General features: G+C 46.3%; 20 protein-coding genes. 12 read left to right on the top strand and 8 right to left on the bottom strand.

Translation table 11 applies throughout. The features are described 5' to 3' along the window. Positions 1 to 35: 35 nt before the first annotated feature. Positions 36 to 260, bottom strand: coding sequence for a hypothetical protein (locus QHH26_06360; GenBank protein MDH7481583.1), 225 nt, complete (start codon positions 258 to 260; stop codon positions 36 to 38). Between the two features lie 312 nt (positions 261 to 572). Here QHH26_06360 and QHH26_06355 point away from each other — a divergent pair, with 312 nt between their 5' ends. Beyond that, positions 573 to 2,762, top strand: coding sequence for a hypothetical protein (locus QHH26_06355; protein ID MDH7481582.1), 2,190 nt, complete (start codon positions 573 to 575; stop codon positions 2,760 to 2,762). Between the two features lie 43 nt (positions 2,763 to 2,805). After that, positions 2,806 to 3,048, top strand: a complete 243-nt coding sequence (locus tag QHH26_06350; GenBank protein MDH7481581.1) for a hypothetical protein — start codon at positions 2,806 to 2,808, stop codon at positions 3,046 to 3,048. A 160-nt stretch (positions 3,049 to 3,208) separates the two neighbouring features. Here QHH26_06350 and QHH26_06345 read toward each other — a convergent pair whose 3' ends face one another. Continuing rightward, a complete protein-coding gene (locus QHH26_06345) occupies positions 3,209 to 4,378 on the bottom strand; it encodes an NDP-sugar synthase (protein MDH7481580.1) in 1,170 nt (389 codons plus the stop codon). Positions 4,379 to 4,623: 245 nt separating this feature from the next. Here QHH26_06345 and QHH26_06340 point away from each other — a divergent pair, with 245 nt between their 5' ends. Beyond that, positions 4,624 to 5,619, top strand: a complete 996-nt coding sequence (locus QHH26_06340; GenBank protein MDH7481579.1) for a Gfo/Idh/MocA family oxidoreductase — start codon at positions 4,624 to 4,626, stop codon at positions 5,617 to 5,619. Positions 5,620 to 5,638: 19 nt separating this feature from the next. Beyond that, positions 5,639 to 6,526 carry a carbon-nitrogen hydrolase family protein gene (locus tag QHH26_06335; GenBank protein ID MDH7481578.1) on the top strand — a complete coding sequence of 296 codons (888 nt, stop codon included), beginning with the start codon at positions 5,639 to 5,641 and terminating at the stop codon, positions 6,524 to 6,526. Between the two features lie 31 nt (positions 6,527 to 6,557). On the opposite strand, the gene QHH26_06330 is transcribed toward QHH26_06335, so the two are convergent. After that, positions 6,558 to 6,941, bottom strand: a complete 384-nt coding sequence (locus QHH26_06330; GenBank protein ID MDH7481577.1) for a tetratricopeptide repeat protein — start codon at positions 6,939 to 6,941, stop codon at positions 6,558 to 6,560. Between the two features lie 217 nt (positions 6,942 to 7,158). Between QHH26_06330 and QHH26_06325 the strand changes: the two genes are divergently transcribed. After that, entirely contained in the window at positions 7,159 to 7,599 is a 441-nt protein-coding gene (locus QHH26_06325) for a universal stress protein (protein ID MDH7481576.1), read from the top strand. A gap of 9 nt (positions 7,600 to 7,608) precedes the next feature. Here the strand turns inward: QHH26_06325 and QHH26_06320 are convergent, their stop codons facing one another. Further along, positions 7,609 to 12,162, bottom strand: coding sequence for a translocation/assembly module TamB domain-containing protein (locus QHH26_06320; protein MDH7481575.1), 4,554 nt, complete (start codon positions 12,160 to 12,162; stop codon positions 7,609 to 7,611). Between the two features lie 258 nt (positions 12,163 to 12,420). Between QHH26_06320 and QHH26_06315 the strand changes: the two genes are divergently transcribed. After that, a complete protein-coding gene (locus QHH26_06315) occupies positions 12,421 to 14,895 on the top strand; it encodes an ATP-binding protein (protein MDH7481574.1) in 2,475 nt (824 codons plus the stop codon). Positions 14,896 to 14,955: 60 nt separating this feature from the next. Here the strand turns inward: QHH26_06315 and QHH26_06310 are convergent, their stop codons facing one another. From QHH26_06310 to pfkB, 4 genes are read right to left on the bottom strand one after another with little or no spacing between them, the layout of a single operon-like run. Next, complete coding sequence (locus QHH26_06310; protein MDH7481573.1) at positions 14,956 to 16,008, bottom strand: hydroxyacid dehydrogenase; 1,053 nt, start codon at positions 16,006 to 16,008, stop codon at positions 14,956 to 14,958. Next, entirely contained in the window at positions 15,993 to 16,682 is a 690-nt protein-coding gene (locus QHH26_06305) for a BON domain-containing protein (protein ID MDH7481572.1), read from the bottom strand. The genes QHH26_06310 and QHH26_06305 overlap by 16 nt, the downstream gene beginning before the upstream one ends. 34 nt (positions 16,683 to 16,716) lie before the next feature. Next, complete coding sequence (locus tag QHH26_06300) at positions 16,717 to 17,175, bottom strand: universal stress protein (protein MDH7481571.1); 459 nt, start codon at positions 17,173 to 17,175, stop codon at positions 16,717 to 16,719. Next, a complete protein-coding gene (gene pfkB, locus QHH26_06295) occupies positions 17,172 to 18,104 on the bottom strand; it encodes a 1-phosphofructokinase (GenBank protein ID MDH7481570.1) in 933 nt (310 codons plus the stop codon). The genes QHH26_06300 and pfkB overlap by 4 nt, the downstream gene beginning before the upstream one ends. 176 nt (positions 18,105 to 18,280) lie before the next feature. Between pfkB and QHH26_06290 the strand changes: the two genes are divergently transcribed. The 6 genes from QHH26_06290 (at position 18,281) to QHH26_06265 (ending at position 25,310) form a co-directional block, all read left to right on the top strand. After that, positions 18,281 to 20,032 (top strand): N-acetylmuramoyl-L-alanine amidase, encoded by a 1,752-nt coding sequence (locus QHH26_06290; GenBank protein MDH7481569.1) that lies wholly within the window; start codon positions 18,281 to 18,283, stop codon positions 20,030 to 20,032. Between the two features lie 228 nt (positions 20,033 to 20,260). Beyond that, positions 20,261 to 21,517, top strand: a complete 1,257-nt coding sequence (xseA, locus tag QHH26_06285) for an exodeoxyribonuclease VII large subunit (protein ID MDH7481568.1) — start codon at positions 20,261 to 20,263, stop codon at positions 21,515 to 21,517. Continuing rightward, the gene (locus tag QHH26_06280; protein ID MDH7481567.1) at positions 21,510 to 21,740 is read left to right on the top strand and encodes an exodeoxyribonuclease VII small subunit; all 231 of its coding nucleotides are present in this window, start codon (positions 21,510 to 21,512) and stop codon (positions 21,738 to 21,740) included. Before xseA ends, QHH26_06280 begins: the two co-directional genes overlap by 8 nt. 121 nt (positions 21,741 to 21,861) lie before the next feature. After that, positions 21,862 to 22,041, top strand: coding sequence for a hypothetical protein (locus QHH26_06275; protein ID MDH7481566.1), 180 nt, complete (start codon positions 21,862 to 21,864; stop codon positions 22,039 to 22,041). Between the two features lie 126 nt (positions 22,042 to 22,167). Next, complete coding sequence (locus QHH26_06270) at positions 22,168 to 22,977, top strand: TIM barrel protein (protein ID MDH7481565.1); 810 nt, start codon at positions 22,168 to 22,170, stop codon at positions 22,975 to 22,977. Positions 22,978 to 23,117: 140 nt separating this feature from the next. After that, a complete protein-coding gene (locus QHH26_06265; protein ID MDH7481564.1) occupies positions 23,118 to 25,310 on the top strand; it encodes a carbohydrate-binding family 9-like protein in 2,193 nt (730 codons plus the stop codon). Positions 25,311 to 25,331 lie beyond the last annotated feature (21 nt).

The raw sequence follows: 25,331 nt of genomic DNA, 5'->3' as shown, positions 1-25,331 counted from the left end.
TCGAATTGTGCTCTTATGTGCGTTCCACCTTAGAACTAGTATTTTGCTTTACCTATGACCTCAATCTCGCGTCCGAGTAACCGGTACACCGTTACTGTATTCGTCCGAGGATTGGCAACCGCGAACATTGGAGTATCCGGATACCCAGTGAGCTGGGTAATAGCAGGAGTAATAATTTTTGCCGATGGCAGCAGCCAAGCGCCTAGTACGGCTCCAACAAGCAGCGCAATTAGCGAGATAAGCAAGTATCTAGCCCACATGGTTTCTCCTCCTGCCAACCGTACCATTCTTGTATACAGCTGGCTTTTCCTTCTTACCCAACATGCTGCTGTTACAATCAAGTTAGCTAACTATTTTGGTTTGTAAGCGAATTCCACGTGTTTTATGGAAGAATGGAAAATGTAAATAATAACTATGAGGAGCATATGTTCCTTGTTTTTGGCTAAATGGCATGCTAAACTATCGTTGGATGGTAAAGTTACTCAGTGCTCTGTGGCTGGGGGTGAAACATCCTGCCAATGCTGGGCGTCAGAATTTATGAACACAGTAGGCAAGGGTGGAGCATCTGCACTATGTTGTATCAACGTGCTTTGGTATATGCACTTTCCATAGCGTTATTAATTGGATTTCTCTGCCCTGTCGCCTTTGGACAGGAGCTAGCAGGGCGAACGGCAAATATTAGTTCCTCGGCGAACCACTATGCGGCGAGCTCTGTCAGCGGATTACAATCTCTCACAGGTGTAGTTGACGTCTTCCTTGGCAAAAACACAAAGGGACCTTACTATTTATCCTGGCGGCCGATTGAGGAAGGTACTGAGAACGTCCAGCTTAATGGTATTCGACTTCAGCGAGGGAAAGATTACACTGTTGACTGCTCTTCTGGAACAATTGCTTTCTCCGAACCTGTTGACGAAAAAAGCATCATTCGCGTTGAGTATTCCCGTGACCCGAAAAAAGCCGTGCAGAATACCGCGCCAACGGTACTTCCGATGACATACGATCTTCTCAAAAAAGAGAATTCGAGTCTCCAATTGCTTGGCTTATATAAGCAAGGTGATCCTAATAAGCAGAAATCAGCAGACTTAACGGTTTTCGGTTTCACCGGCGAGCGAAAATCTAAGGAATCTACTATATCCTCAATGTTTCTTTACGGGAGCGGTGGCGGCTCCGGTGGACTCAATTCAGACAAGTCTTTTCTTGACCAGGCGGCGCTTAAGTTGGGCGGTTCTACCAATACAGACAATTTCCAACTAAGAACCTCTTACATGAGAGTCGGAGAGCATTTTGCTGGCGCAAAGGAATACAAGCTCCAGCAAGGCTCTGAAGCAATGGACTTGCTTGCAACATACAAGCCAACGGATATTCTTACCCTAAGTAGTTCATTCACGCGTAGCGAGAACCTCAAGGAGGAAAAGAAGGGCGAGGTTCTTTCTACCAGCGAGCATAAAATAATTGTTGACCCCAAGGATTCGTCCAAGCTGACCCTGTCGCATAAGGAAGTAAACAAGGAAAAACCTGATGTAGCTGAACAAAAGACTATCACCGACAGGCTTCAGCTTGAAGGCAAGCTGGGTGAGAGCACCTCAGCTACAGCAATCCATGAGACGACGAGTACTCTGGTAGGAGATGTTGGCAGCAAGGTGACAACAAATGAGCTAATGCTTAATACTGCTGCTGCACCAAATGTGGCGGTTAAGAGCAAAATCATGCAGAAAGACTCCAGCGAGACTGGCGAAGAAGTAAGATTAAATTTCGATGTAGACGCAACACCGTCGAAATTAGTGGGAATCAATCTTGGTATCAGCCACATAGATGCGGATACAGCTGGGCGAGACGATTCTCAAACCCTTAAGCTTACGGCAAACCCAAGCTCGCGTTTAAGCTTCGAGATGGGTTTTGCGCGCAGAGACTCTTCCCAGAAGGGCGATGAGGAAGGTCAAACCTTGAAGCTTACATCTAATTTGACGCAGAAACTTAAGCTGGAAATGGATTACGCAAACCTTGACTCGAGCATCGGAGAGTCAAGGGAGGTTGGAAACCTACGTCTCCAAACCTCGCCTATGGAATATATGACAATATTTGCAGCCCTCGGCCAGCAGGAGATTGGCGATGTTCGCAGTTTAAGCAGGGAGGCTCGGATGGAGTTGCGTCCATTCAAGCATACTGCCTTGAGCGGCGGCTATAAAGAAATCGAAAGTAACGGTTCTACAGTTGCCCGGGTTACGGAAGTTAGCGCTTCCACAAAACCAGCGGATTTTGTAGAATTCTCGGGCGCGTACAAGCAACGCGAGGCGGACAATCAAGAAGACATTGATTCTCTGAACCTAACTTTGAAGCTTGATGCAGGTGGGCCATTCAAATTCTTTGGCACGTACGTATCGAATCCGGAGGAGAAAGGCATCGTCCAGCGAACTCTTAGGCAGACGCTTGGACTCACATCTGACCTCGGCAGGCTAAGGTTGCGTGGTGGTTTAACTCTGAAGGACGATTACATGGTTAGCAAACGCAGCGAAATAACCGAAGTCGGCATGGATTACCGCCTGTCTCCAAGGTCTACGATTTCAACCGGATACAAGCTTGATGAATACGTTGGGCAAGGTGTGCTAGACACAACGAGTTACTTCTTGGGCTATACTCGCCGTGTTGGTTCAGATTTCAACCTATATTTGGGCGGAAAGTTGACAACATACGATGGCGACATGGCCTTGATGGAAAACCGCACCGAATATGAAGCTGAGGCGAGACTCGGAATAAAGTTCTAACGACCTTATGTCTTAGGAATTCTCAGCAAAAAGGAGGCATTAAGTGCCACAAACCGAATTAAGACCAATTGCTGGAGCTTGCAGGCATCTCAGAGGCCGATATAAGGTTGAGCAGAGAGGACGCTCGCCAGTCCCCGAGCTTGAACTAATAAGATATGAGTGCGAGCGTAAGTATCCAGTTGAGAGCGATGAAGAAGTGGAGAAATGCATGGCAGCAAGACTTGAGTGCTGGCGTGAAGCGGGCGTGTCTGAAAAAAGAGAATCGTCCGCTGAAGAAACTTCTTGATTCGTAATCTGCAAATAATTTATGGACTTATCATAAACAGATAGGGCTTGGTATCGGTTGGCTTTAAATCTATCCAATACCAAGCCCTATCTGCGTTGTTTTAAGGCGAGGAGAAGGAGGCTGCTCTTTGCCGACGTTTGGGCTGTCGTTTTTTCTTCTTCTACGCCGCTAGTGTTTGCATTGAGATTGATTGTTGTGCTACAAGTCTTTTGATATCAAGGCCGGACCAGGTCAAGGCGATTTCTTCTGTTAGGCGCGGACTTAGAAGTTCGGAGTTTATTTCTGCCCTCAAAATTGTATCAGACTCATCGTGTACTGCGATTTCGTCGTCCATATGCCGACCTTCTGGCAAATTGAATCCTGGTCCAAGTACCGACCCAAAGACTTTTGCGTTTCTACCGACAGTAGTTTTAGGGCTCAAGATGCTGTGGGTTATATGGGCTTTTTCGTCTACCAGACTCAGATCGCCGATAACTGCAAATCTCCCAAGTGAGGCATTGCGGCGGACAGTTGTGGCGTTGCCGACGTAGCAAGGCCCCGAAAGTTTTACCGATGGATGAATATCTGAATTAGCCCCTAACCATATTCCATTGGCAACTTGGTTTGCTGGGAGGTTGAGCTTAACCTTTCCAACCAGCGCATCAAAATGTACGTTTCGGTACTGCGCTAAGTTGCCTACATCACACCAATAGCCCTCTGTTCTGACAGCATAGAATGGCTCTTGATTCTGAAGCAACCTGGGGAATAAGTCTTTGCTAAAATCATAAAAAGCGTCATATGGTATTGAGCTCAATACCTCCGGCTCGAGCACGTATATGCCGGTATTGACGGTGTTTGTAAAGACTTCTGAGGGACTGGGTTTTTCGATAAAGCGCTTAATCTTACCGTCTTTGGCGGTTTCAACTATTCCAAATTGTGTGGGGTTTGTAACCTCATAGAGCAACATTGTAGCAATGGCTGACTTTTTACGATGAAACTCAATTGCGGCTGTTAGGTCAAGGTCGGTTACTGCGTCGCCCGAGATAACGAGAAAAGTTCCATTAAGTACAGGCTGGATTCTCCTCAATCCGCCGGCTGTTCCTTTAGGTGTATCTTCAAGCGAGTACTGGATGTTTACGCCCCATCTAGAGCCCCCTCCAAAATAATCAATGATTTGTTCTGCCTTGTACGCTAGTGTGATTACTATGTCGCGGATGTCATGTCGTTTTAAAAGCTCAATTGTGTGTTCTAAAACCGGTTTATTAAAGAGGTTGACCATTGGCTTGGGAGTGGTAGAGGTAAGGGGGTGAAGGCGCGTTCCCTTGCCGCCGGCAAGAATCACAGCTTGCATACGGTATACCTCCTTGGGGTTGTGTTAGTTAGTTTGCCCAGCAAAATTACCAGCATCTTTGCATGAGGCTCGTAAAAAAATTATCGGTTGAAATCATGCAAAAACTCAGGATATTTGGAGGTTATTTGCGAACAATATTTTCGGAGGCCCAATCTTAGCCTTTATAAAGTTTGACAAAACCCTAGCTTCTGGGTGTTAAGAAATGCCATTTGGACAATAGCTCCAAATCCATCAGGAGGTAAAAAATGTCTATCGTTACTGGAGTCATAGGTTGTGGGAGTTTTGCTCGCGGTATTCATCTTCCGAATCTAGCTAAACTTCCCCAATTTGAACTTAGAGCTGTTGCGGACTTAAATATCGAGCTTGCAGAAAAGGCGGCAAAAGATTTCGGAGCAAGTTACAGTACTTCCGAGTATGAGCGCCTTCTAAAAGACGGTGATATCGAGCTTATTGTAATTTGCACGCCTCACAACAGCCATGCTTCCTTAGCATTAGAAGCCCTGAAGGCAGGGAAGCATGTTCTTGTAGAAAAGCCCATGGCATTAAAGTTGGAAGAAATTCCTCCGCTTGCCCAGGCAGCTAAAGAATCCGGCCTGGTGTTTTCTGTTGGGCTAAACCGAAGATACTCTCCGCTAGTTCAGGAGGCAAAGAATCTTATGCGAGAGCGCTCCGGGCCTGCTATGCTTAGCTATCGGATAGTTGACCAGCTTTGGAAGCATCCGTGGGCGCTTGACCCTGAAATTGGTGGCGGGCGGATTCTTTCTGAAACAGTTCATGTTTTTGATGTTTGCTCTTACCTATTGAATTCAGAACCCGTTCGCGTGTTCGCCGAGGGTGGAGCGCTCACCCATCCAGATATGCCCGAAACTCAGGACAATGCGGTCATGGTTCTGCGATTCGACGATGGCTCAATAGCTTCAATTGTTCATGGGGATTTGGGAAACGCTGCCTATCCAAAAGAGCGCATTGAAATGTTCATTGGAGAGCGGACCATTGTAATCGACAATTTCGAGCGTCTTGAAGCCGTTGGATTTGGCGAGCCAATCCAGATAACATTACCCGAGGTTGACAAGGGGTTTTTGCAGGAACTTCAAACACTTGCATGCGCAATCAAAGGAAATGTTTCAAGTGATTTGGTGACAGTCGTTGATGGCACTCGTTCAGTTTTATGTGCGGTTAGGGCAATAGAATCAATCAAGACTGGTTTGCCACAAAATGTTGACTTAAAATCCATCATCTAAGAGTGGAGGTTTTTGAATAATGCGTAAAGTTCGCGTCGGCACCGTTTCTTTTCTTGTGGACGAACAACCGCACACAATAGAGCAAAATATTGAAAGGGGCAAGGCATACATTGATGAAGCAGCTGCACGAGGGTGCGATATTGTGTGCCTGCCAGAACATTTTAGCACAGTAAATGTTCGCTTTGACAAAAATGATGTGCTGAGAGGTGCAGAAAGCATACCAGGTCCTTTATCCGATTGCCTTTCAGCCAAAGCTTCTCAATACAAGATGTATATTGTGGCGAACTTCCCAGTCGTTGACGAAGGAAAACGATTTAACCAAACAACATTCTATGGGAGAGATGGAAGCATAGTAGGCAGGTACCGCAAAGTCCAGCCGACGGCGAGCGAATACATGGTGCATAATGTTATCCCAGGGGACGACCTCCCCGTCTTTGAGCTTGATTTTGGAAAAGTTGCGTGTATAATCTGCATGGATATTTATTTTCCTGAGATTGTGCGGATTTATTCTCTAAAGGGCGCAGAAATTGTATTTTGGCCTACCGTTGCGCATGGACCCAGCGAGTTCAACCTGGAAACACAACTTTGTGCACGAGCAATGGATTACTCTGTCTACATGGTGGAGTCGAACTTGTCCATGAAGCCCCCATATGCACCATATTCGGGAAGATTTTATCCGGGCAGAGCAAGGATTGTAGACCATGACGGGCGCATTATTGCCGATACAGGCCATCGCCCTGGTATTGCGGTCGCTGATATTGACCTTGATGAGCCACGGCTTGGGTCACAGATTGTGGGAATACGCGAGCCGGATGTAATGAAAGAAGACCTTGCCCGATTGGTTAGACTTGATCTCTACGCTAGTGAGTTTACTGTTTTAGATAAAGTTAGGAATAGAGTGTATTAGCAGAGAAAGCCGCCCCATGGTGCTTGTCCTCTTACTTTGCCGGGGTTGTCCCTCCAGTTTGCTGGTCTAAGCCTTCGAGAGCTTGTCTAGCCAACGAATATGTTGGATCCAATCCCAGTGCCCGCAAGTATTCTTCCTTAGCCCCAGTTAGGTTATTTGCTTTGTGGTATGCTACGCCTAGGTTGTAATGCACTTTTGGCGAAGTTGGTGCAACGTCAACCGCTTTTTCCAACACTTCGATGGACTTGTCGAGTTGATCTAGCTTTGCATAGGCATAGCCTAAGTAGAGGTGAATTTCTGGGTCTTTTGGATTTTCTCTCAGGGCCTCTTCAAGGAACTCAATGCTTTCATTATATAGGCCTTCGCGCAGCAGTTGAGAGGCCTTTTCACGAGCCGATGGTTCGGTGGGCGTCATTTTTAAACGCCTCCTTTGGGGAGTTTGGGTTGCAAAAGCAAATATTGTTTTGCACCTATAATCAATTCGGCGCTTAATACATATTTCCTTCTGTCAAGTCAAAATCTTAAGAAATCAATCGGTGCTTTTCGAAAATAAGGCTGCTTCAAGTAGTTTTGATTATGTGAGCTTTAATTTGGGTAGACAGTTACAAGTTGTTCGAATTTAGGTGATGCTGATGATAATGAAAATACTTTTGCCGACCGATGGATCGCCGTTTGCGATTAGAGCCGCTGAGTTCGCGGCTGACTTGGCTAAGCGGTATGGGGCTGCTGTTACTGTAATTACTGTAGTTGAAATGCCGCTTCGAATTGGGTTGTCTATAGATTCGCACGAAGACGGGGACCTGCGAAAACATTTGGAAATGCATGCTAAGGGAATACTCGAGGACACAAGGCGTGTTTTTGAGCAGGCGGAGGTTGAACCGAAAGAAGAGATTGTTTTTGGGTCTGCTGTGTCGTCAATACTGCGTTATGCTCGTGAAGGCTCATATGATTTGATTGTGATAGGTCGCAGGGGCGCTGGCACGAGCGCAATTGAGCAGATTCTCCTTGGAAGTGTTGCTGAGGGTATTCTACATGAGGCCACATGTTCAGTGTTGTTAGTACCTGCAAAGTAAACCGCTTAACTAGAACCGCCATGCGGCTTGCAGGAGATAAGTTACTTCGTTTTCGTCTTCAATAAGGATGGTAAAATCTGTCCTTCGCGAAAGCGTATAGCTTATCCCAAGGCTATTGAATAGGCGGTTTGAGACCAACGATCTGCTATAAGTTAGTGATAGCTTCGGGGTCAACGACGTGCTTACATTTAAAATTAATGGTATATCAAACCCGGGCTCAATTGCTATGACAAATGGCCCTGTTTCAAACTCTTCAAAAAGGGTTGGAAGTGCTGCTCCTAAAAGAATTTGTGGAAGCTGCCTTTGCAAAACCTGCCCGAAAGGCTCACCTCTTAGAAACGCCTCGATTTGTGTTGGTTGAAAGACTAAGCCAAGTGCTTGTTCTCTAGTTAAACCAGGTGGCGAGCTTGTTACATCTATATCGAGATTGCCGATTAGTCCTGAAATGTCAAAGTTTACAGTATACCGGGTGATTCGACCTGTTGCAGGCGAAACAGTGGTAATTCGGGTATTTGCTACCACATCAACGCTAATTCTAGACTCTGGTGGCTGGAAGACAAGAGTGGCAGTTCCGCCGGGCGCCAAGTTGAAGGTTCGCCCAGGATAACTCAGAGTGCCCTTTCTAATTGCAAAAGTTCCAACGATTGTTGGTTGGCTGAGATTTCCGCTTACATTGAGTGGGCCTACTATGCTGGCAGTAAGTTGCCCACGGCGAACCTCTACGTTTTCAGCCAGGGTCAAAGAAATGTCAAACCTTGGATTAAACATTTTGTGGACTGTTGGCGTAAAAGATGGCGGCATTTCTGGAGGAGCTTCCATAAGAGCATTGTTTACAACAATCTGCCCTTGGATGAGCGGGGAAGGCAACTCGCCCGTCACAGTTACTTGCCCGGTAGCGCTGAGCCGCATATGTTCGTCATATGCACCAGTAATGTTGGAGGTACGAAGGGTCAGGTCATTAAGCACCACGAAGTTTGTGAATACGGCTGAGGACAAATTGGGGAACACTATATTTCCGCCAACATAGAATGTTCCGCCTGACGATGATGCGCCGGTAAAATGGTCGATAAGCAACACCGAGTTTTCAAAAGTTGCGCTCACTCTCAGGTTGGTGAAGTCGTTTTCGAATCGGTCTAATCTTATGACACCATCTTTAACTTCAAGGTTGCCCTTCAGCTGTGGGTTTTCAAACGTTCCAGTTACCAGGAGGTTCATATCCAGGCTTCCGCTTGCGGCTTTGATTAAAGGGGTTAGATTTTCAAATATTGAAAGGTCGTGCTTTGGGATTTCAACTTTGATGTCAATAGGTTGGTCAGCAGGAATTCCCAGTGGTTTGAAGTTAAACGGAATCGACCCTGAAATAACAAGAGAGTTCGAATTAGTTGTGGCTATAATGCATTCTGAAGACAGCCGGTTGGTGGCGATTATGAGCCGGTCGGCTGTGACATTGTCGAAAAATAAATTGCGAATGGTGACATTTTTCGCTTCTGTGGACATTTCCACAACTGGCGCGTTTGTAGAGCCCGTTGCGGTTAGGGTAAATGTGAGTTTTCCGTCAAGGTCGGGTTGATGGAGAAGCTGCCCTAATATTTTGAGAGGGACATCCTCGCCACTGCCTGTAATGTTAATTGTCTTGTTGGGACCAATTGAGCCTTGAATGCTGGCCGTGTGGCTTTCCGAATTTAGCTGAAGTTGGTCTATAAGCCAAATGCCTTCTGAAAGGCGAGCGCTAGCATTGATTATTCCAACTTCTTGCCCTCCGATAATAACATCTAACCCAGTGAGACTTATATTTCCCGAAGGGTGTCCAAAAATGTTGGTAAACAAAGCGTTGGCTGTTATTAAACCTGATGTTGGTTTGGGAATTGATTGGAGAAACGACCGAAGCTCTTTGCCTTGGTCGGTGTCTATTATTGGTGCATTCTGAAGCACGGCAAGTAGGCGTTCTATGCTAAGCGATGTTGTTGAAGTTAGTAAGTCAAGTGATTTAGGTGCTTTAGTATAGTTTGCTTGAGAAATTTCCACAACGCCTGTTTGAAAGGAGAGAATTGCTTTTGACAAAAGAAGCCGATTGCGGTTCCATGAGAGATTCGCAGATAATTGCTCAAAAGGTTGGCTATTGATTATGGGAGCGCTTGACTCAATCATGGCGGAAATAGTTGGATTATTGAGTGTTCCAGTAATCGTTCCGCCAAATGAAACAGGACCGTCAAGCGTGAAATATGGTTTGAGGATTGGGTTCAGTAAACTAAGCATTAAGTTCTCACCTTGAAGGTTTGCCTCGATTCTGCCAGACGTTCCAATCGTTCCACTTCCAGTTATGAGCATCTCGCCTCTTTTAGCGTAAAACCTATTAATGGCAGTCTCGCGTCCAACAGTATTTAGCGTCAACCGTGCCTCGTCTATAGGTATGTTGGAGACAGTGGTATTGAGAAGTGCGACTTCACCTTCGGCCATCAGGTTGGGATAACTTCCTGTAATTGTTAAGTCCGCAGAGGCAGTTCCACTTGCTTGCAAAGGTATGTTAAACAAGGTGACCAATTGCGGCAGAGGTAGTTGACGTCCTTTCAAACTTAATTCTGCTCTTGGAGGACGTTGTTTCGCAATAATAATCTGTCCGGAGGTTGTTATCTCAGCTTCCCTGGCCCTAAGTTTTGGGTTTTCCAACATTAATTCTTGGCGTGTAGCGGCAAGTTTGCCAGTAACAAAATCATATTCGAACCCAAGTAGGGTTCCTTTGTAGAGGTTTATCTGCCCAGCAAGTTTAGGATTAGATATTGTGCCAGAGAGTGTGCCTTCGAAATTAGCAATGCCAGCAAGCTGTTCATAACCGAATGGTTGTAGAAGAATTGGCAAGCTAATGTTGCTAGCATAGACTTGCAGATTAAGGATACCGTCATTAGTTAAGCTTCCAGTTGCTTTGACCTGTCCTTTTAATGTGTTAATCGCTGCATGCCTTATCAATATTGTGCGATTCTGCAGTAAAATGCTCCCTGTTCCTTTTTCGATTAAGATGCCAGGAGCGATGCTTTGGCTTATGGTTACTTCAGCCTGTGCTAGTTTTGGTCCGGTGAAGACAATATCTGCTCGGCCTTGGCTTACCAATAAGTTGCCAAGTTTACCACTCTGTACATTAACCACCACGTTTGCCTTGCGGAGTCTTCTTAGGAAGTCAATTGAAAATTCCGCATCGGCAAACCCTGAAATTGGTTCGCGAAATTGAGGCTGAAAGGCAGCAAGGCTTATGCCTAATATTTTACCCGAAGCCGTGATGCGGTTACTTCGGACAAAAATACGCGAACTCAGTAGAATGTTTCCTTTGTATGCTCTTCCAACTAGCCTGTTAATGGTTATGACGCCGTCACGATAAAATCCTTGCGCAGATAGGTTGGTTAAATTTTTGCCCAGTATGACTGCGTGAGGAACTGTTATTGCGGCTTTTATCACGGGGCGCTGAGTCGTTCCTGTGATTAAGGCGCTCAGCTTGGCGGGAGATGGCCAGCGTAAGTTGGGCAATCTTGGAAGTGGCTTTACGGTTTTTTGGATTGTTTCGAGGTTGAGTCTTTCAGATGCAATAAGCAAGCGGAGCCGGCTAGGTGTTAAGCCATGTATTTCCCCTTGTACTGTGAGCGGTGAATTGTTTAGATGTCCATGACCAGTTATGGTTAAGTTAGTGCCAACAAATGCAATATCTGCTGTAAATGCGCGAATAGGCGATACTAGATATGGACTCGTAATGCTTGAGTTTCGAAGATTAACTTTTCCACGCGTAGTAATCGCTTTACCTTTTGGTTGGAATAGCACCACCCTAGCATCAAATCTACCTTTGCTAATGCTCCAAGAGTGTATATCTGTGAGGTAGTCAAGCCAATAAGCGGCATTTGCGTTTGAAATTCTTAAGGTTAGATTGGTTGTTGGTGTATTTAATCCCCACTTACCGAAGGCTCTAATGGCTTTAAGTTTTTGGGTCGAACCTTGTCCGGCAAGGTCTATAAGAAACCATCTGGTGGGGCCAAAATCTAAGCTTCCAGATATGCCTTTTAGTGTGTTAGTTTCAGGCAGTTTGGAAAGGCGAGCGGCATAGTCTACAATGCTGAGGTGGGCGGATTGGATGAGTACCTTCCCCCTAAAACGCTTTTCAGGCGGGGCTAGCGGAAGGCGAAGAAGATCTTCGAAGTTCCAAACACCATGCTTGTTTCTTGCTAATCTTAGGCGGGGATTTATCAAAGTTACAGTTCTAGTGTTGCGAGCAAGATTTCCATTAAGGACAAAGCGGATGAAATTTATGCGAATTACCACGCGTTCGGCGGTAAAAAAGGTTCCTTGCTCAAATGATTTGCCGTTGGCAATGCGAAGTCCAGTTATAATTAGAGTTCCGAGATTGCTAATTCTTGTAGACTTTACGCTGACTTGCCTATGGATATTTCTTTCTAACTCAGCTTCGACAGCCCGTGGAAGCAAGTTAAGAAACCGGTTAATCTGATTTGATATGGCAACCAATAGTATCCCCGCAAGAACAACGAGAGCTACGACAGTTATAAAAATGGGTATTCTTGGCCGCATAAGTAACGCTCCCGTGTGAATAGTTATATCTGAAATACCCAGCAGTTGCTTATTCCTATTACTAATCCGCAAAACAGATATGAGCCTCCTTCGAATTTCAAGATACATTCCAACAAATCGGCGCTAGCCAAGTTTTATGCCGAGGGATTCAGTTTCGCACTCATTTGTGATGGGTAACTGGTATATGAATAGTGTTGGCCAAGATAATGCTGAGTTTAAGGCAAACTACAGGAAGCGTGAGAAATGGGAGGAGTACCAATGGCTACTAGATACACCGAAGTTTCTGCAGATGAGTTAAGACGCTTTTGTGACCCAAATACCTTAAGATTCGAGACAACCAATGACATACCTGTGCTTGAGGGAACAGTCGGTCAGGACCGGGGTGTTAATGCTCTTAACTTTGGGTTTGATATTAAAATGCGTGGTTTCAATCTCTATGTCTCGGGTCCTACAGGCACTGGTCGAAATTCGACGGTTCAGGCGTTTCTTGCGGAGCAGGCGAAAACCGAACCCGTGCCAAATGACATTTGCTACGTGAATAACTTTAAGGAGCCAGACAAGCCAAACGCCATCTTTCTGCCGCCTGGGATGGGGACTCAGCTTGTTAGAGACATGGACGAACTTGTGGAGGCGGCGAAAAGGGAAATCCCTCGAGCATTTGAGGACGAAAATTACGAAAAGCGGAAGAATGAAATTTTAAATGAGGTTCAGCAGCAACGTGGAAAAATGCTTGCTGATTTGCAGAAACAAGCTGAACAGATGGGCTTGGCAATGGAGGTAACGCAAATTGGTATAATCACTGTTCCTCTAATGCATGGAAAGCCAATTTCACGCGAGGAATTCGAGCACTTGCCGGATGAGGTAAAGGAAGAGATTCAGAGGCGTAGTGAAAAGCTCCAGGAAATGATTCGGCAGAGTCTTGCCAAGGCGAGAAAATTGGAGAAAGAAGCTAGTGAGCGAATTGCCCGTCTTGACCGTGAAGTTGCATTGTTCGCAATAGGTCATCTTCTGGATGAGTTGTTCGAAAAGTATAAGGAGCATGAGGAAGTTGTTGAATACCTTGGGCAAGTGCGAGATGACATGATGGACCATTTGGAAGATTTCAAGGCACCCGAGAAAGCAAAGGTTTCAATTCCTGGCCTTGAAGAACTTCAAGCAGGGCCATCTTTTGAGCGATATAGTGTAAATCTTATTGTTGATAACTCGGAACAAAAGGGCGCGCCGATTGTAGTTGAAAACAATCCCACTTATTACAACTTGATTGGTCGCGTAGACTTCAAGGCGCGGTTGGGGGCTTTGGTGACAGATTTTACGCAAATCAAAGCTGGCGCGCTCCACAAGGCAAACGGCGGCTATTTGGTATTGCAAGCCCTTGATGTACTTCTTAGCCCAATGTCGTGGGACGCATTAAAACGCACGCTTCGGAGCGGCGAAGTACGTATAGAGAACATCGCAGAATATTATGGCTTGATTCCTACATCAACTTTGAAACCAGAACCAATCCCGGTGGATGTTAAAGTTATTCTAATCGGCAGTCCGTTGGTTTACCATATACTCTACGCAGTGGATGAAGATTTTCGCAAGCTTTTCAAGGTAAAAGCCGACTTTGATATCGAGATGAAGCGCACAGATGAAAACATTGAAAAATATGCTCAGTTTATCGCAGCTAGAGTGAAAGAATGCAATCTCCGGCCGTTCCATAAGAGCGCAGTGGCGAAAGTAGTGGAATATGGTTCGCGCTTAATTTCAGATAAGGAAAAGCTTTCCACCAGGTTTATTGAGATTGCAGACCTAGTTAGCGAGGCGAGCTTCTGGGCTAGCAAAAATGGCAATGCCGTTGTCATGGCAGAAGATGTCCAAAAAGCAATTGAAGAGAAGGTCTACCGTTCGAATTTGATTGAGCAAAAGATCCAAGAGCTAATAGAACAGGGTGTAATAATGATAGATACCGATGGCGCTGTCGTCGGCCAGGTGAATGGTCTTTCCGTTTACCAAATTGGCGACTATACGTTCGGTCGGCCTTCAAGAATCACGGCTCGGACATTTATTGGCAAGGCTGGGGTAGTTAACATTGAGCGCGAAGTCAAACTCAGCGGGCCTATTCACAACAAAGGAGTCATGATTCTTTCAAGCTATCTGGGATCGAAATTTGCGCATAATAAGCCTCTCACCCTTAGCGCGAGTCTCACCTTTGAACAGTTATATGAAGGTGTCGAGGGAGATAGCGCATCAAGCGCGGAGCTTTACGCTTTGCTGTCAAGTCTTTCTGATATTCCAATCAAGCAGGGAATTGCTGTTACTGGTTCCGTCAACCAAAAAGGCGAGATTCAGCCAATTGGTGGTGCGACGGAAAAGATTGAGGGATTCTACGCCGTTTGTAAAGCAAAGGGTCTAACAGGCGAACAAGGTGTAATCATCCCACATCAAAATGTTCGCCATTTAATGCTGAAGGAAGAAATAGTTGATGCTGTGCGGGAAGGTAAGTTTCATATTTGGCCCATTAAAACAATAGAAGAAGGGATAGAGATTCTTACAGGTGTTCCAGCGGGAGAGAGAGATTTAAAGGGAAATTACCCTCCAGATACAGTTCTCGGCCGTGCAGACGCAAAGCTTCTGCAGTTTGCAGAGGTTGTCAAAGAATACGGTCAAGCCCCTGAAGAGGAAAGGCCAGAGGAGAAAGAAGAGGAAGAGCGCATTGCAGCTAGTGGCCCTGAAGAGAGGATATTAAAATAGTAAAATATGCATGTTTACAATGGGGATTAGGGATGAAACGATGGCCCAATCCCCATTGTGTCATGCTGCGACTAGGTTTATCTTTTTTCCTTCTAAGAAGCTCATGATATTCTCTTCTGTTGTTTGCATTATGCGAAGAAGAGCTTCCTCGGAATAAAATCCAATGTGAGGTGTGATAACAACGTTGTCACGGTGGAGAAGGGCATAGCTTAAAAGTATTTCTCGGAGTTTCTCACGTGGCAGCTTTTGAACCAGCAGGGCAGTTTCTTCTTTCACTGATTCTTCGCCTTCAAAGACGTCGAGTCCCGCACCACTTAGAATGCCTTGGTCGAGTGCCGTTAGGAGAGCTTCCGTCTCGACTATTGCTCCCCTAGCGGTATTTATCAAAATTGCTCCATGCTTGATGAGATTTATATTGCTGCTATTTATCATATGATAAGTTGCATTAGTGAGAGGAACATGCAAAGTTATAATGTCCGAGCGCTGAAGGAGATCCTCGAACGGGACATAGGTGAATCCCAGAACCTCTGCTAGCAGTGGTTCTTGGCGAACGTCATATACAAGAACCTCCATTCCAAATCCTTTAGCAATGCGTACTACATGCAGACCAATTCTTCCGGCTCCGACGACGCCAATGGTCTTGCCTTTCAGGTCGAAACCACGCAAGTTCTCAAGCGAAAAGTCAAGTCGCGAAGTGCGCATTGTTGCCTTGTGAATTTTGCGAGAAAGAGAAAGAATCAGTCCGAAGGCATGTTCGGCAACTGTATTTTCGCCGTAAAACGGGACATTCGCTACAGCAATTCCCCTCCGCTCGCATTCTCGAAGGTCAATGTGGTCGTAACCTGTCGAGCGGGTAGCGATCATTCGTAACTTTGGTAACTTGTCAAGCGTTGGTTTCTTGAGGTCGGAATATATGAAGACTGACACGATTTCTGCATCTTCAGCCAGGACTGCTGTATCTTCGGTTAGTCGCTCGCGGTAAAGCCGAGGATTGTATTCTTTTAGGCGGCTTGTTCGAATGAATTCGTCCTCCCAATCTTCGGCTTCAAAAAAAACAATGAGGTTATTTTGCTTTGCTTGACCGCCCTCAAGAACTATCAGCTTCTTTTCCATCTAACGCTTAAATCCTCCTTAACACTGCGTATGCCTGGCGTTCCTAGCGCCGCTAGCTCAGCTTCTTTTTTCTGGTAGAAAAAGTCAACTGTTCCGCTCAGCGTAGCGATTCCCTCTTTGACTGTTACGTTTATTCCCCGCGGGTCAAGTCTTGGAACCCGTGTGAGCTCGGCTTTAATCAGCTCTTCTAATAGATGATCTGACACTGATTCCGATGGCAGCACCGCTATTTTATCCACAACGCTAACGACGCCATATGTGTATTTTGCAATGTCAAGCGCCGCCCACTTCTCCATCGGAGTTACTACTTCGCCGGCTAAGGTCGCAACGCCATTCTCAACCTTAACACATATGTCGTCTGTTCGAACGCGAACGTCCCTCTTGAGTGCTCGTCGGATATTGTCGGCTATCTCTTCATCGCTGACCGGCTTTTGCGGACGCACAACTATGTTGCTAATCACTTCAGTCACACCAGCAAGGCGGCTTGCATCTTCCTCGGCGGCGCTTTTTTCTGCAAAGCTCTCAACGGTGCCTGAAAGATACACGACGCCGCCCTCCACAGTAACGCGCACCTCGGGATAGTGGACGCGGCTGTCCCAAGCAATTGCCTCCATCACCTGACGGGCAATTTCCTCGTCGGTCAATTCCTCGTTTGTTACTGCTTCACGAGGCATTGGTATACCTCCTTTGTGTTCTCAACTAAACCAACTATGTCCGAGCCACTAGGACGGGGCAAGGTGCGCTGCCAAGCACACGCTCAGCCACACTGCCAATCCCAAGGAATACGCGCCTCAGTGTGCCACTTGTCCCGCGACTTCCCATTGCTATTAGGTCGTAATGCCCAGATTTAGCTTCATCAAGGATAACATCAGCAGCAAATCCTTCAATAATTTTTGAGCGGACGGCGATATCGGCTTCGAGAAATGGCTTTTTCGCTCGTTCGATGATTAGCATTCCTGTCTCATGGATATCTTTGCTTAATGGTTCACTTAGTGGAAATGCCATCCTAACAAATTCAGTTACACTAGTGGCTTCTGCAGCGTAAATTAGAGTAACCTCAGCTTTGTTACATTTTGCAATTTCTGCGGCGTATTGAGCTGCTTTCAAAGACGGCTCTGAACCGTCGGTGGCAACCAGTATCTTTTGAATTAGGCGCGAACTAATCATTTTATTTTCTCCACTCTAATCAGAGGAAGTAGTTCTTGAACTTGATCTGGCGTTCCTAATTCAGTCCTTTCGTTCATTACTGTTGCGGTAGCGGCAGCCGTTCCGAGTGCGAGGCTGTCGGGCAAGCTCATATGTTCGGCAATGCCAATGACAAGACCGGCCATCATAGAGTCACCAGCACCAATTGTACTGCCCACTTTCACGTTTGGAGATATTGCCTTCCACACACCTTTTTCATCTACAGCTATTGCGCCTCTTTTGCCCATCGAAATTACTACAACCGAGATGCCCCGGGAACGTAGTTCTTCCGCGGCGGCGATTACATCTTCGTCGGTTGTCAACGTTCGGCCAAGGAGGTCTTGTGCCTCGCGGATGTTTGGTTTAATGAGGTATGGCTGAGCTTTTATTCCCTCTCTTAATGCTTCTCCACTTGAGTCAAGCGCGGTCCTAATGCCTGATTCGTTTATCCATCGGATAAGCCTCGCATAGGTATCAGAAGGTGCTCCGGGCGGTAAGCTGCCACCCATTGCCATTACGTCCATTTCTTGAAGCCATCCTGCTATTTTCGCTTCTACAGCGAGAAGGTCTGTAGGGTCAATTTCAGCTCCCTCCTGATTGAAGTTTGTTTGGATGCCGGAGGACTCATCCAGGATGCTGATGTTAATGCGCGTTGTGCCTCGAATCTCAACAAGGTCGGTTTCGACACCTTCGTGTTCCAATCGGTGGCGGATATAATGACCAGTTGGTCCGCCTACAAGCGCAATTGTGACTGCAGGTCTGCCTAGGCGCTTGAGCATCCGTGCAACATTTAGTCCCTTCCCGCCTGGATCAATATCGGTTGCACGAACGCGATTAGTTTCGCCCAGCCTTACCTCTGGTACTAGCAGTGTCTGGTCAACGGCCGGATTTAACGTAAGTGTGATTATCAAGGCTGTACTCCCGTGAAATTCTGTTGAGTTAATACCCCGTATTACTGCACCAAAAACCTAGAATTGGTTACTTCCAACTTAATCGCTTGACATGTTCCCGCCTCTTGAGTAAGCTGGAGTTGACCTAGAGGGGATTGCTTTACTCTTTCTCATTTTGCTAATGGGCGGAGGACGCTATGAACATAGTATTTTTGGTGGCAGCTTTCCTTTTGACGATTGTGGTTTCAGTACAGTCTATCGCCAGCCCCAGCATAAGTCTCAATTATCCTGAAGATGGCGCAAGCATTTCTTCTAAGCGCATTCGGATTGCCGGCAAAGCAACACCTAACTCGAAGGTCATGGTGAATGGCAAGGAGATGTATGTTCATTCGTCAGGCACTTTTGCTGGGATTGTGGACCTCGTCCCTGGCGAAAATACTCTGAGGGCGACAGCAACCCTCGATGGACAAACTGCGGAGGTTGTACTGAGGGTTACTTGCACGGTTCCATCTCCGCCTGACCCAGCGGGCGTGGAAATCCTAAAGGAATCAATTGAACCTAGTGGCGACTTGGAGTTTCGGCCTGGAGATGAGGTTGTTGTTTCCTTCCGCGGAACACCTGGTCGCACCGCAAGCTTTGCCATTGAGGGGCTGAGTGATAATGTGGCTATGGTAGAAGCCGAAGGTTCAAATGGATGGTCACTCTATAAGGGGTCCTATAGAATCACGAATTCCGACAATCTTAAGGGCGCGCAGATAAAGGTTGCGCTCACCGATGGCAAGTTGACTGAAACGGCGTTTGCTTCAGGCAAGCTTAGTGTTCGCTCCAGCCGCATTCCCGAGATAGCTGAAGTTACTGGACGGCGTGCTATTGTCAGAAGCTCTCCAGACGGCGCATGGGATATGATTTGGCCTTCTGGGATTGTTGCCGAAGTAACAGGCAGGGTGGGGCATATGCTGAGACTATCAATGCCTGGCGGTAAAGAGGGTTGGGTCTATGATGAAGCGGTGAGGATTCTTCCGGCTGGAACTCCAATTCCAAGAGCGGCGATTGGCACTGTTAGTGTAATTCCATCGGACTATGGAGTGAAAATAAACCTGGGAGTATCCCAAAAACTCCCTTTTGAAATTACCGAAACCGTCGCTCCTCCGACAATCGAACTCACTATTTACGGTGGGTATTCAGATACTGATTGGATTAGCCGTCAACTTGATGGGATGATAAAAGAACTTCAGTGGCTTCAGCCGGCAAAGGATGTTTACCGGTTGAGGGTTGTCTTAAATCAGAAGCATCTTTGGGGCTACGATGCCCATTACGAGGATGGGGCGCTAGTGCTTGAAATCAAGAAGGCACCGAAACTTGCAGCGCCACCATATTCACCTTTGCGCGACCTTGTGGTTGTTCTTGATGCTGGCCACGGAGGCAGAGAGAGCGGCGCAATTGGGCCTGGCGGCCTCATGGAAAAAGAGGTCAACTTGGATATTACCCGTCGTTTGGCAAGAGAGCTGAGGAAGAAAGGCGCACGGGTTGTTCTTACTCGAACCAAAGATGTAACCGTTTCGCTTGACGAACGTCCTCTTATAGCTGCTGCCGCCAAAGCGGATATATTAATCTCCATTCACAACAATTCGGTGCCTAGCTCTGCAGACCCAATCAAAGCTCGAGGTGTAAGTACATACTGGTACCACCCACAGGCAATGGAGCTATCGGAATACATATACAGGAGGGCACTAGAGGTTGGTGTGCCTGGGTTTGGAAATATCTATTCAAACCTTGCGATTATTCGGCCGCATCGCATGATAGCTGTACTTATTGAAGGTGCATTTATGTCCAATCCCGATGAGGAAGCTCTTCTTGCAACGCAGGAATTTCGCCAGAAGCTTGCTGATTCGATTCTTAAAGGTCTTGAGGATTGGCTGGAAAAGATAAGAATTGAAGCCACAGAGTAATTGAATGGTAGAACGATGGAGTAATATGTAGTTTAGCATTTCCAAATTCTAACATCCTTTCAATAAACCCGCAAAAACTCCTCTTTCAATTGCAATGCATGGAAAGGTCAGCGGCGCGGCACCGCCATATTCTCTTCATGAATCCTATGTCATAGTCCAAACAGTTGCTTGACCAAGAATAGCCAGCCATTTATACTGACAGAAGAATACACACGGAGAGCCTGTAGATTGTTTGAAGTATTCCCTGAAAATCAACCGAAAGCACCACAAGGGATGAGCATTCTCACCGTCACAGAGCTAACCCGTTGTATCCGAGCGGTGATTGAGGCTGAAGACTTATTTGCGGACGTTTGGGTCCGTGGCGAAGTTAGCAACCTTAAAGAACATACCTCTGGCCATATATATTTCTCTCTTAAGGATGAAAATGCACTAATTAGGTGTGTAATCTGGCGGAACTCTACTAGTGGCATGCAGTTCAACCTGGCCGATGGCATGAGTGTCATACTCCATGGCAGAGTGACGGTTTATGAGAAGCAAGGCCAGTACGAGCTTGTGGTCAGCGAGGTCACTCCTGACGGCATAGGGGCGTTATTTACAGCATACGAACAGTTAAAAGCGAGGCTCCAGGCAGAGGGTCTTTTCGACAAGAGCAGAAAAAAGCAACTGCCCGAATTCCCGCGGCGTATTGCGCTAATTACGTCGCCTACGGGTGCCGCCCTGCAAGACATGCTTACCATTGCTGTCAGGCGACTGCCGTGTATTAACATTATCCTTATCCCAACGCTTATGCAAGGAGAAGACTCGCAAGCTAGCGTTGTAGATTCGCTAAAGCTCGCAGAAAGCATACCAGATGTTGACGTCATTATTATTGGCCGCGGAGGTGGCTCGATAGAAGACTTGTGGACCTTCAATTCGGAGAGTGTAGTCCGTGCAATATGCGCTTGTCAAAAGCCCGTTGTATCTGCAATCGGACATGAGACAGATTTTACACTTGCCGATTTCGCCGCTGATTTGCGTGCGCCAACTCCCTCGGCTGCTGCTGAACTTGTTGTGCCTGATAAGGACGAAATATTGTCGAGAATCTCGACGCTTAGTGATGCAATGAAATCTGCTATTACCGCTCTAATAATGAATAAAAAAGCTTGCTTTAACATGATGATGAAGTCACGGGTTTTCGCACATCCCGAGGTATTAGTTCAGGAGCGCTGGCAAGCTTTGGATACGCTAACAATGCGGCTCGCAAACAGCCTCGACCGGCAAATCAGCAATTGTAGTGCACGACTAGGTGAGGTAACGGCAAAACTTCATGCGCTTAGTCCGCTTCAAGTGTTATCGAGAGGATATGCGATAGTCAGACATGATGGGCAGCTGGTTAAGAAAATATCAGACGTAGAGGTTGGAGATAGCACGGAAACTCTTATTTCGGATGGGCGGTTGGTTTCAGAGATTAAAGAAATTAAGGAAGGATGGGGCGAGGATGGCTGAAGGCAATGAGATAAGCTTCGAGGCCGCCATTAAGCGGCTTGAAGAGATAGTTAAGCAGCTGGAGCAAGGAGAACTTCCACTAAGCGAATCGCTTGAGCTGTTTGAAGAGGGAATCAAGCTTGCTCGCGAATGCTCAAGACAGCTTACGGAAGCCCAGGGACGCATTGAAGCACTGGTGAAGAAATCCGATGGCACAATGGTTGAAGAGCCCTTCAATGTCTAGAGATGAGGAATTTTATGCTTGCCCGATTATTTAAAGGTTTGGTATATTAATGATTAATTGCCTTACTCCACTTTGGTAAGTAGCTAGTCGAGGCTACTTGTAGTTTGGGAATGGTATATTCATGGCAAGCATGCGTTGGTTCTATTTAGTCATAATCTCGGCTGCCAGTGCAGTTATAATACTAAGCCTCCAGAGATTGTTCAATTGGCCTAGAACAATCTACTTTGAAACCATTGTAGCTGTTGCAATTGCTGCTACTGTCATTTCCTTGTTTGGATTTATCTCAAAGCTTCGCGAATAGGGGAGGTTTTGGACTCTTCTCCCCTTAGAAACTTCAATCTCTCTTCTAAAAAACTGCAAAACGCTTGCAAATCGCTTTGTCGGCAGTTATCATGTATACGATTACAGCTCTTCAGGAGGTTCCCAAATGGCCACACCAAGCGTCTGTATAGAGAAGTTACTAACCGAATTCCCTTTTTTGGAAAGAATAAACCAGGCTGCAAAGCTCGGATATCCCGCAGTAGAGTTTTGGTTTGCTGGGCAGAACAATAATAACAAAGCGGCTGAGGAGAAGGCATTTGGGGATATTGCTAATGCATGTGCAAAGGTTGGCGTATCAGTTGCAGCTTTCGTAATCAATTCTCCGGATGGAAGCATCGGAGGAAGCCTGATAAACCCTGAAGAACGCGATGTGTATCTAAAGCGTTTGGAGCGGGTGGTCGAACTTGCTAAGATTGTAAATTGCCGAATGATTATCACGTGTGCTGGCAATTGCCAGCCAGGAAAATCAAAAGAGGAGCAAGTACAAACTATTATTGATACCCTCAAAGAGGCGGCACCCATTGCTGAGAATGGAGGCATTACTCTCTTACTTGAACCTCTAAACTCATTAGTAAACCATCCCGGATATTTCTTGGACTCGAGCGCTCTTGGAGCAGAGATTGTCAAAGCGGTTGGCAGTCCAAATGTGAAGCTACTCTACGATATCTACCACATGCAAATCATGGAAGGAAACATAATTTCTACAATTCGCAAGTATATCGATATCATTGGTCACTTTCACTCAGCAGGTGTTCCTGGCAGGCACGAGCTTACCTCTGGTGAGCTGAACTACCATGACATAATCGCTGAAATTGATTCGCTGGGATACACTGGCTACTTTGGCCTCGAATATTCGCCTTTGCTAGAATCGGTGCAGTCTCTTGGATTACTGCGGGAAAGCCTGATGTTATGGTAGGAACTTGCTCCGCGAAGTTGGTGACTGGCATTGAGTATTAAATAAATTAGATAGCCTATCAAATAATTTTCTATAGCTCCCTGGAGGAAAGTTAAGAGTTTTCAATTCCTTTCAGTCGAGCTATCGCAAAAGGATTATCCATGAGACAAATCGCGGTCTTTTTACTTCTAGGCTTCCTATTTGCCGAAGGCATTCCATCACGTGGAGCAGTAGGCAAAGAAGTTGTTGTTCCACGCATGAAATCTCAGATAAAAATTGACGGACGACTTAGCGAGCCAGCTTGGGCACGGGCGGGGAAGATTTCTTCGTTTAAGCATTATTTGGGGGAGGGAGATATTAAAAATCAAACCGAGGTCCGACTCCTTTTTGACGACAAAGCGCTTTATATTGCCTTCACGTGCAACGAAACAAATATGAAAGCCGTGAAAGCATTGGTGAAAGAGCGTGATGGAAACTTATGGAACGACGATTGCGTTGAGGTGTTCCTTGATATAAAAGGCGACCGGCTGAGTTATTTGCATTTCATTCTCAATGTGTGCGGTACCCAATATGATGCGATTGGAAACAATCCGCATATTTGGAACCCCCGTTGGGAGGCAAAGGTTTGTGTATTCGACAGGCTGTGGAAAGCTGAGATAAAGATTCCTTTCAGTGAACTAGGATTGAGCATGCCGCCCAAGCCGGGTGCTTTTTGGTATGGAAACTTTTGTCGTGAGGAGCAGCCGTCCAAAGAGCTTTCATGTTGGTTGCCCACAATGGGAGGGTTCGATGCTCCAGGATATTTCGGCAAAATTTTGTTTGGCTCCCTTGGGGCGGATGGCATCGAGCTGGCAAAACAAGAAAAGAGAATCCAATCTAGTAAGACTTGCGAATATCTAGTGTGGGAGACCACCCCGTGGAGGCATTTTTCAGCTAATGAAGACACCTCTAGCGTAGTGAGGGATACTGCTTCAATTGATGTCTTTGTCCTAGCTGGACAGACTGAGTCAAAGGCTTTGATGGTTAGCAATTTTACTGATGAGACATTGGCGGCACGCCTTATCCTTGAAGGCTTCGAAGGCGTGATGGTGGAGATTCTGATTCCTACCTTCGTTAGAACCGCAGATGGCCGTCCTTTTCCTGATGCCCTTGTGCCTCCCGACCCCATTGGACAGATTATCATTCCGCCAGGTGAGACCCGCCAAGTATGGTTGAATATCAAGGGCGTAAAAGGTGGGGAATTTGAAGGCGAGCTTATTATTAGTCCGTTGACAGCTTCAAAGGCGGATAAACGGGTAAAATTCAACATCCATGTTGTCTCCGCCCAAATTGAAATGCCGCATCCACTAGCTTTTACGTGGGATTTTCTGGGCGATGCTGTCCGCCTTGGCCTTGAGAAGGAGTATATCGAGACAATGGTGGACCATGGCATTCGTGTTTTCATGATTTCTGGCCTCCATTATATGCCTAGACCAAAGGCGAGCGATAGCGGAGAATTCCTTGAACCAGTGGATTGGGGGAAGTTCCGGCGACAGGTGGAGCTCGTTTGGAAGCCTGGTAGGAAGCTTTATATTAATTTGGATATCTGGGAGAAATATTCCGAGCGGCCAATGTTCAACGGGCGATTTGGCTCGCCTGGCTGGTGTGTCGCTTTCAAAAAGATAATTAGCGAGATGATTGCGGAGCTTGCAAAGCTAGGGCTCTCATATGATGACTATGTTGTCAATCCATTGGATGAGTCTATTGACAACCGTTTTGTGACAATTGCTCGCTTGGTTAAAGAGGTTGATCCCAAAGTTCAAATTGTCGAAGACACAGTTGGTTCAAATCTGGCCGAGGTTAAAGTGGCAGATAAGTACGTAGATTGGTGGATTCCTCACTTTAAGTCGTTAAACTCGGCATCAGCTAAAGACCAGATAGACTATATAAAAGCTACAGGCGAGCCAGTAGGGTTCTATTTTTATAGTGAGGGAGCAAACGAAAAAGCTCAGGATTCATACAGCCATTACCTTTGGAAATTCTGGTGGGCTTACTCGCAAGGGCTAAATGGTATATTCGGCTACTGGACTGCAACTCAGCACTACGGCGATCCATGGAACCGGCACCAAACTAAAGCTGCCTATGACCCATCGCTTTTCTATTATGGAGATGGTTGCGTAATAACTGGGCGGCGCTGGGAGGCCTGGCGGCGAGGCATCGAAGACTATGCGCTTCTTGAGTTATGTCGAAAAGCTGGCGTGGATAAGACAGTAATCTCTAGCACGGTGAAATCCGTCCTCGATTCTCCAAACGACCCAACTGTTGCTGATCGTGCGAGGCAGAATTTAGTTAGATTGCTTGCTTCTAAATACTGACCGGACGCGGATACATTTTTA

The organism is Armatimonadota bacterium, from assembly GCA_029907255.1.
Lineage (GTDB): Bacteria > Armatimonadota > UBA5829 > DTJY01 > DTJY01 > JAIMAU01.
Note: the sequence above shows the minus strand (reverse complement) of the source record. Positions and strands in the feature narration are given on the sequence as shown.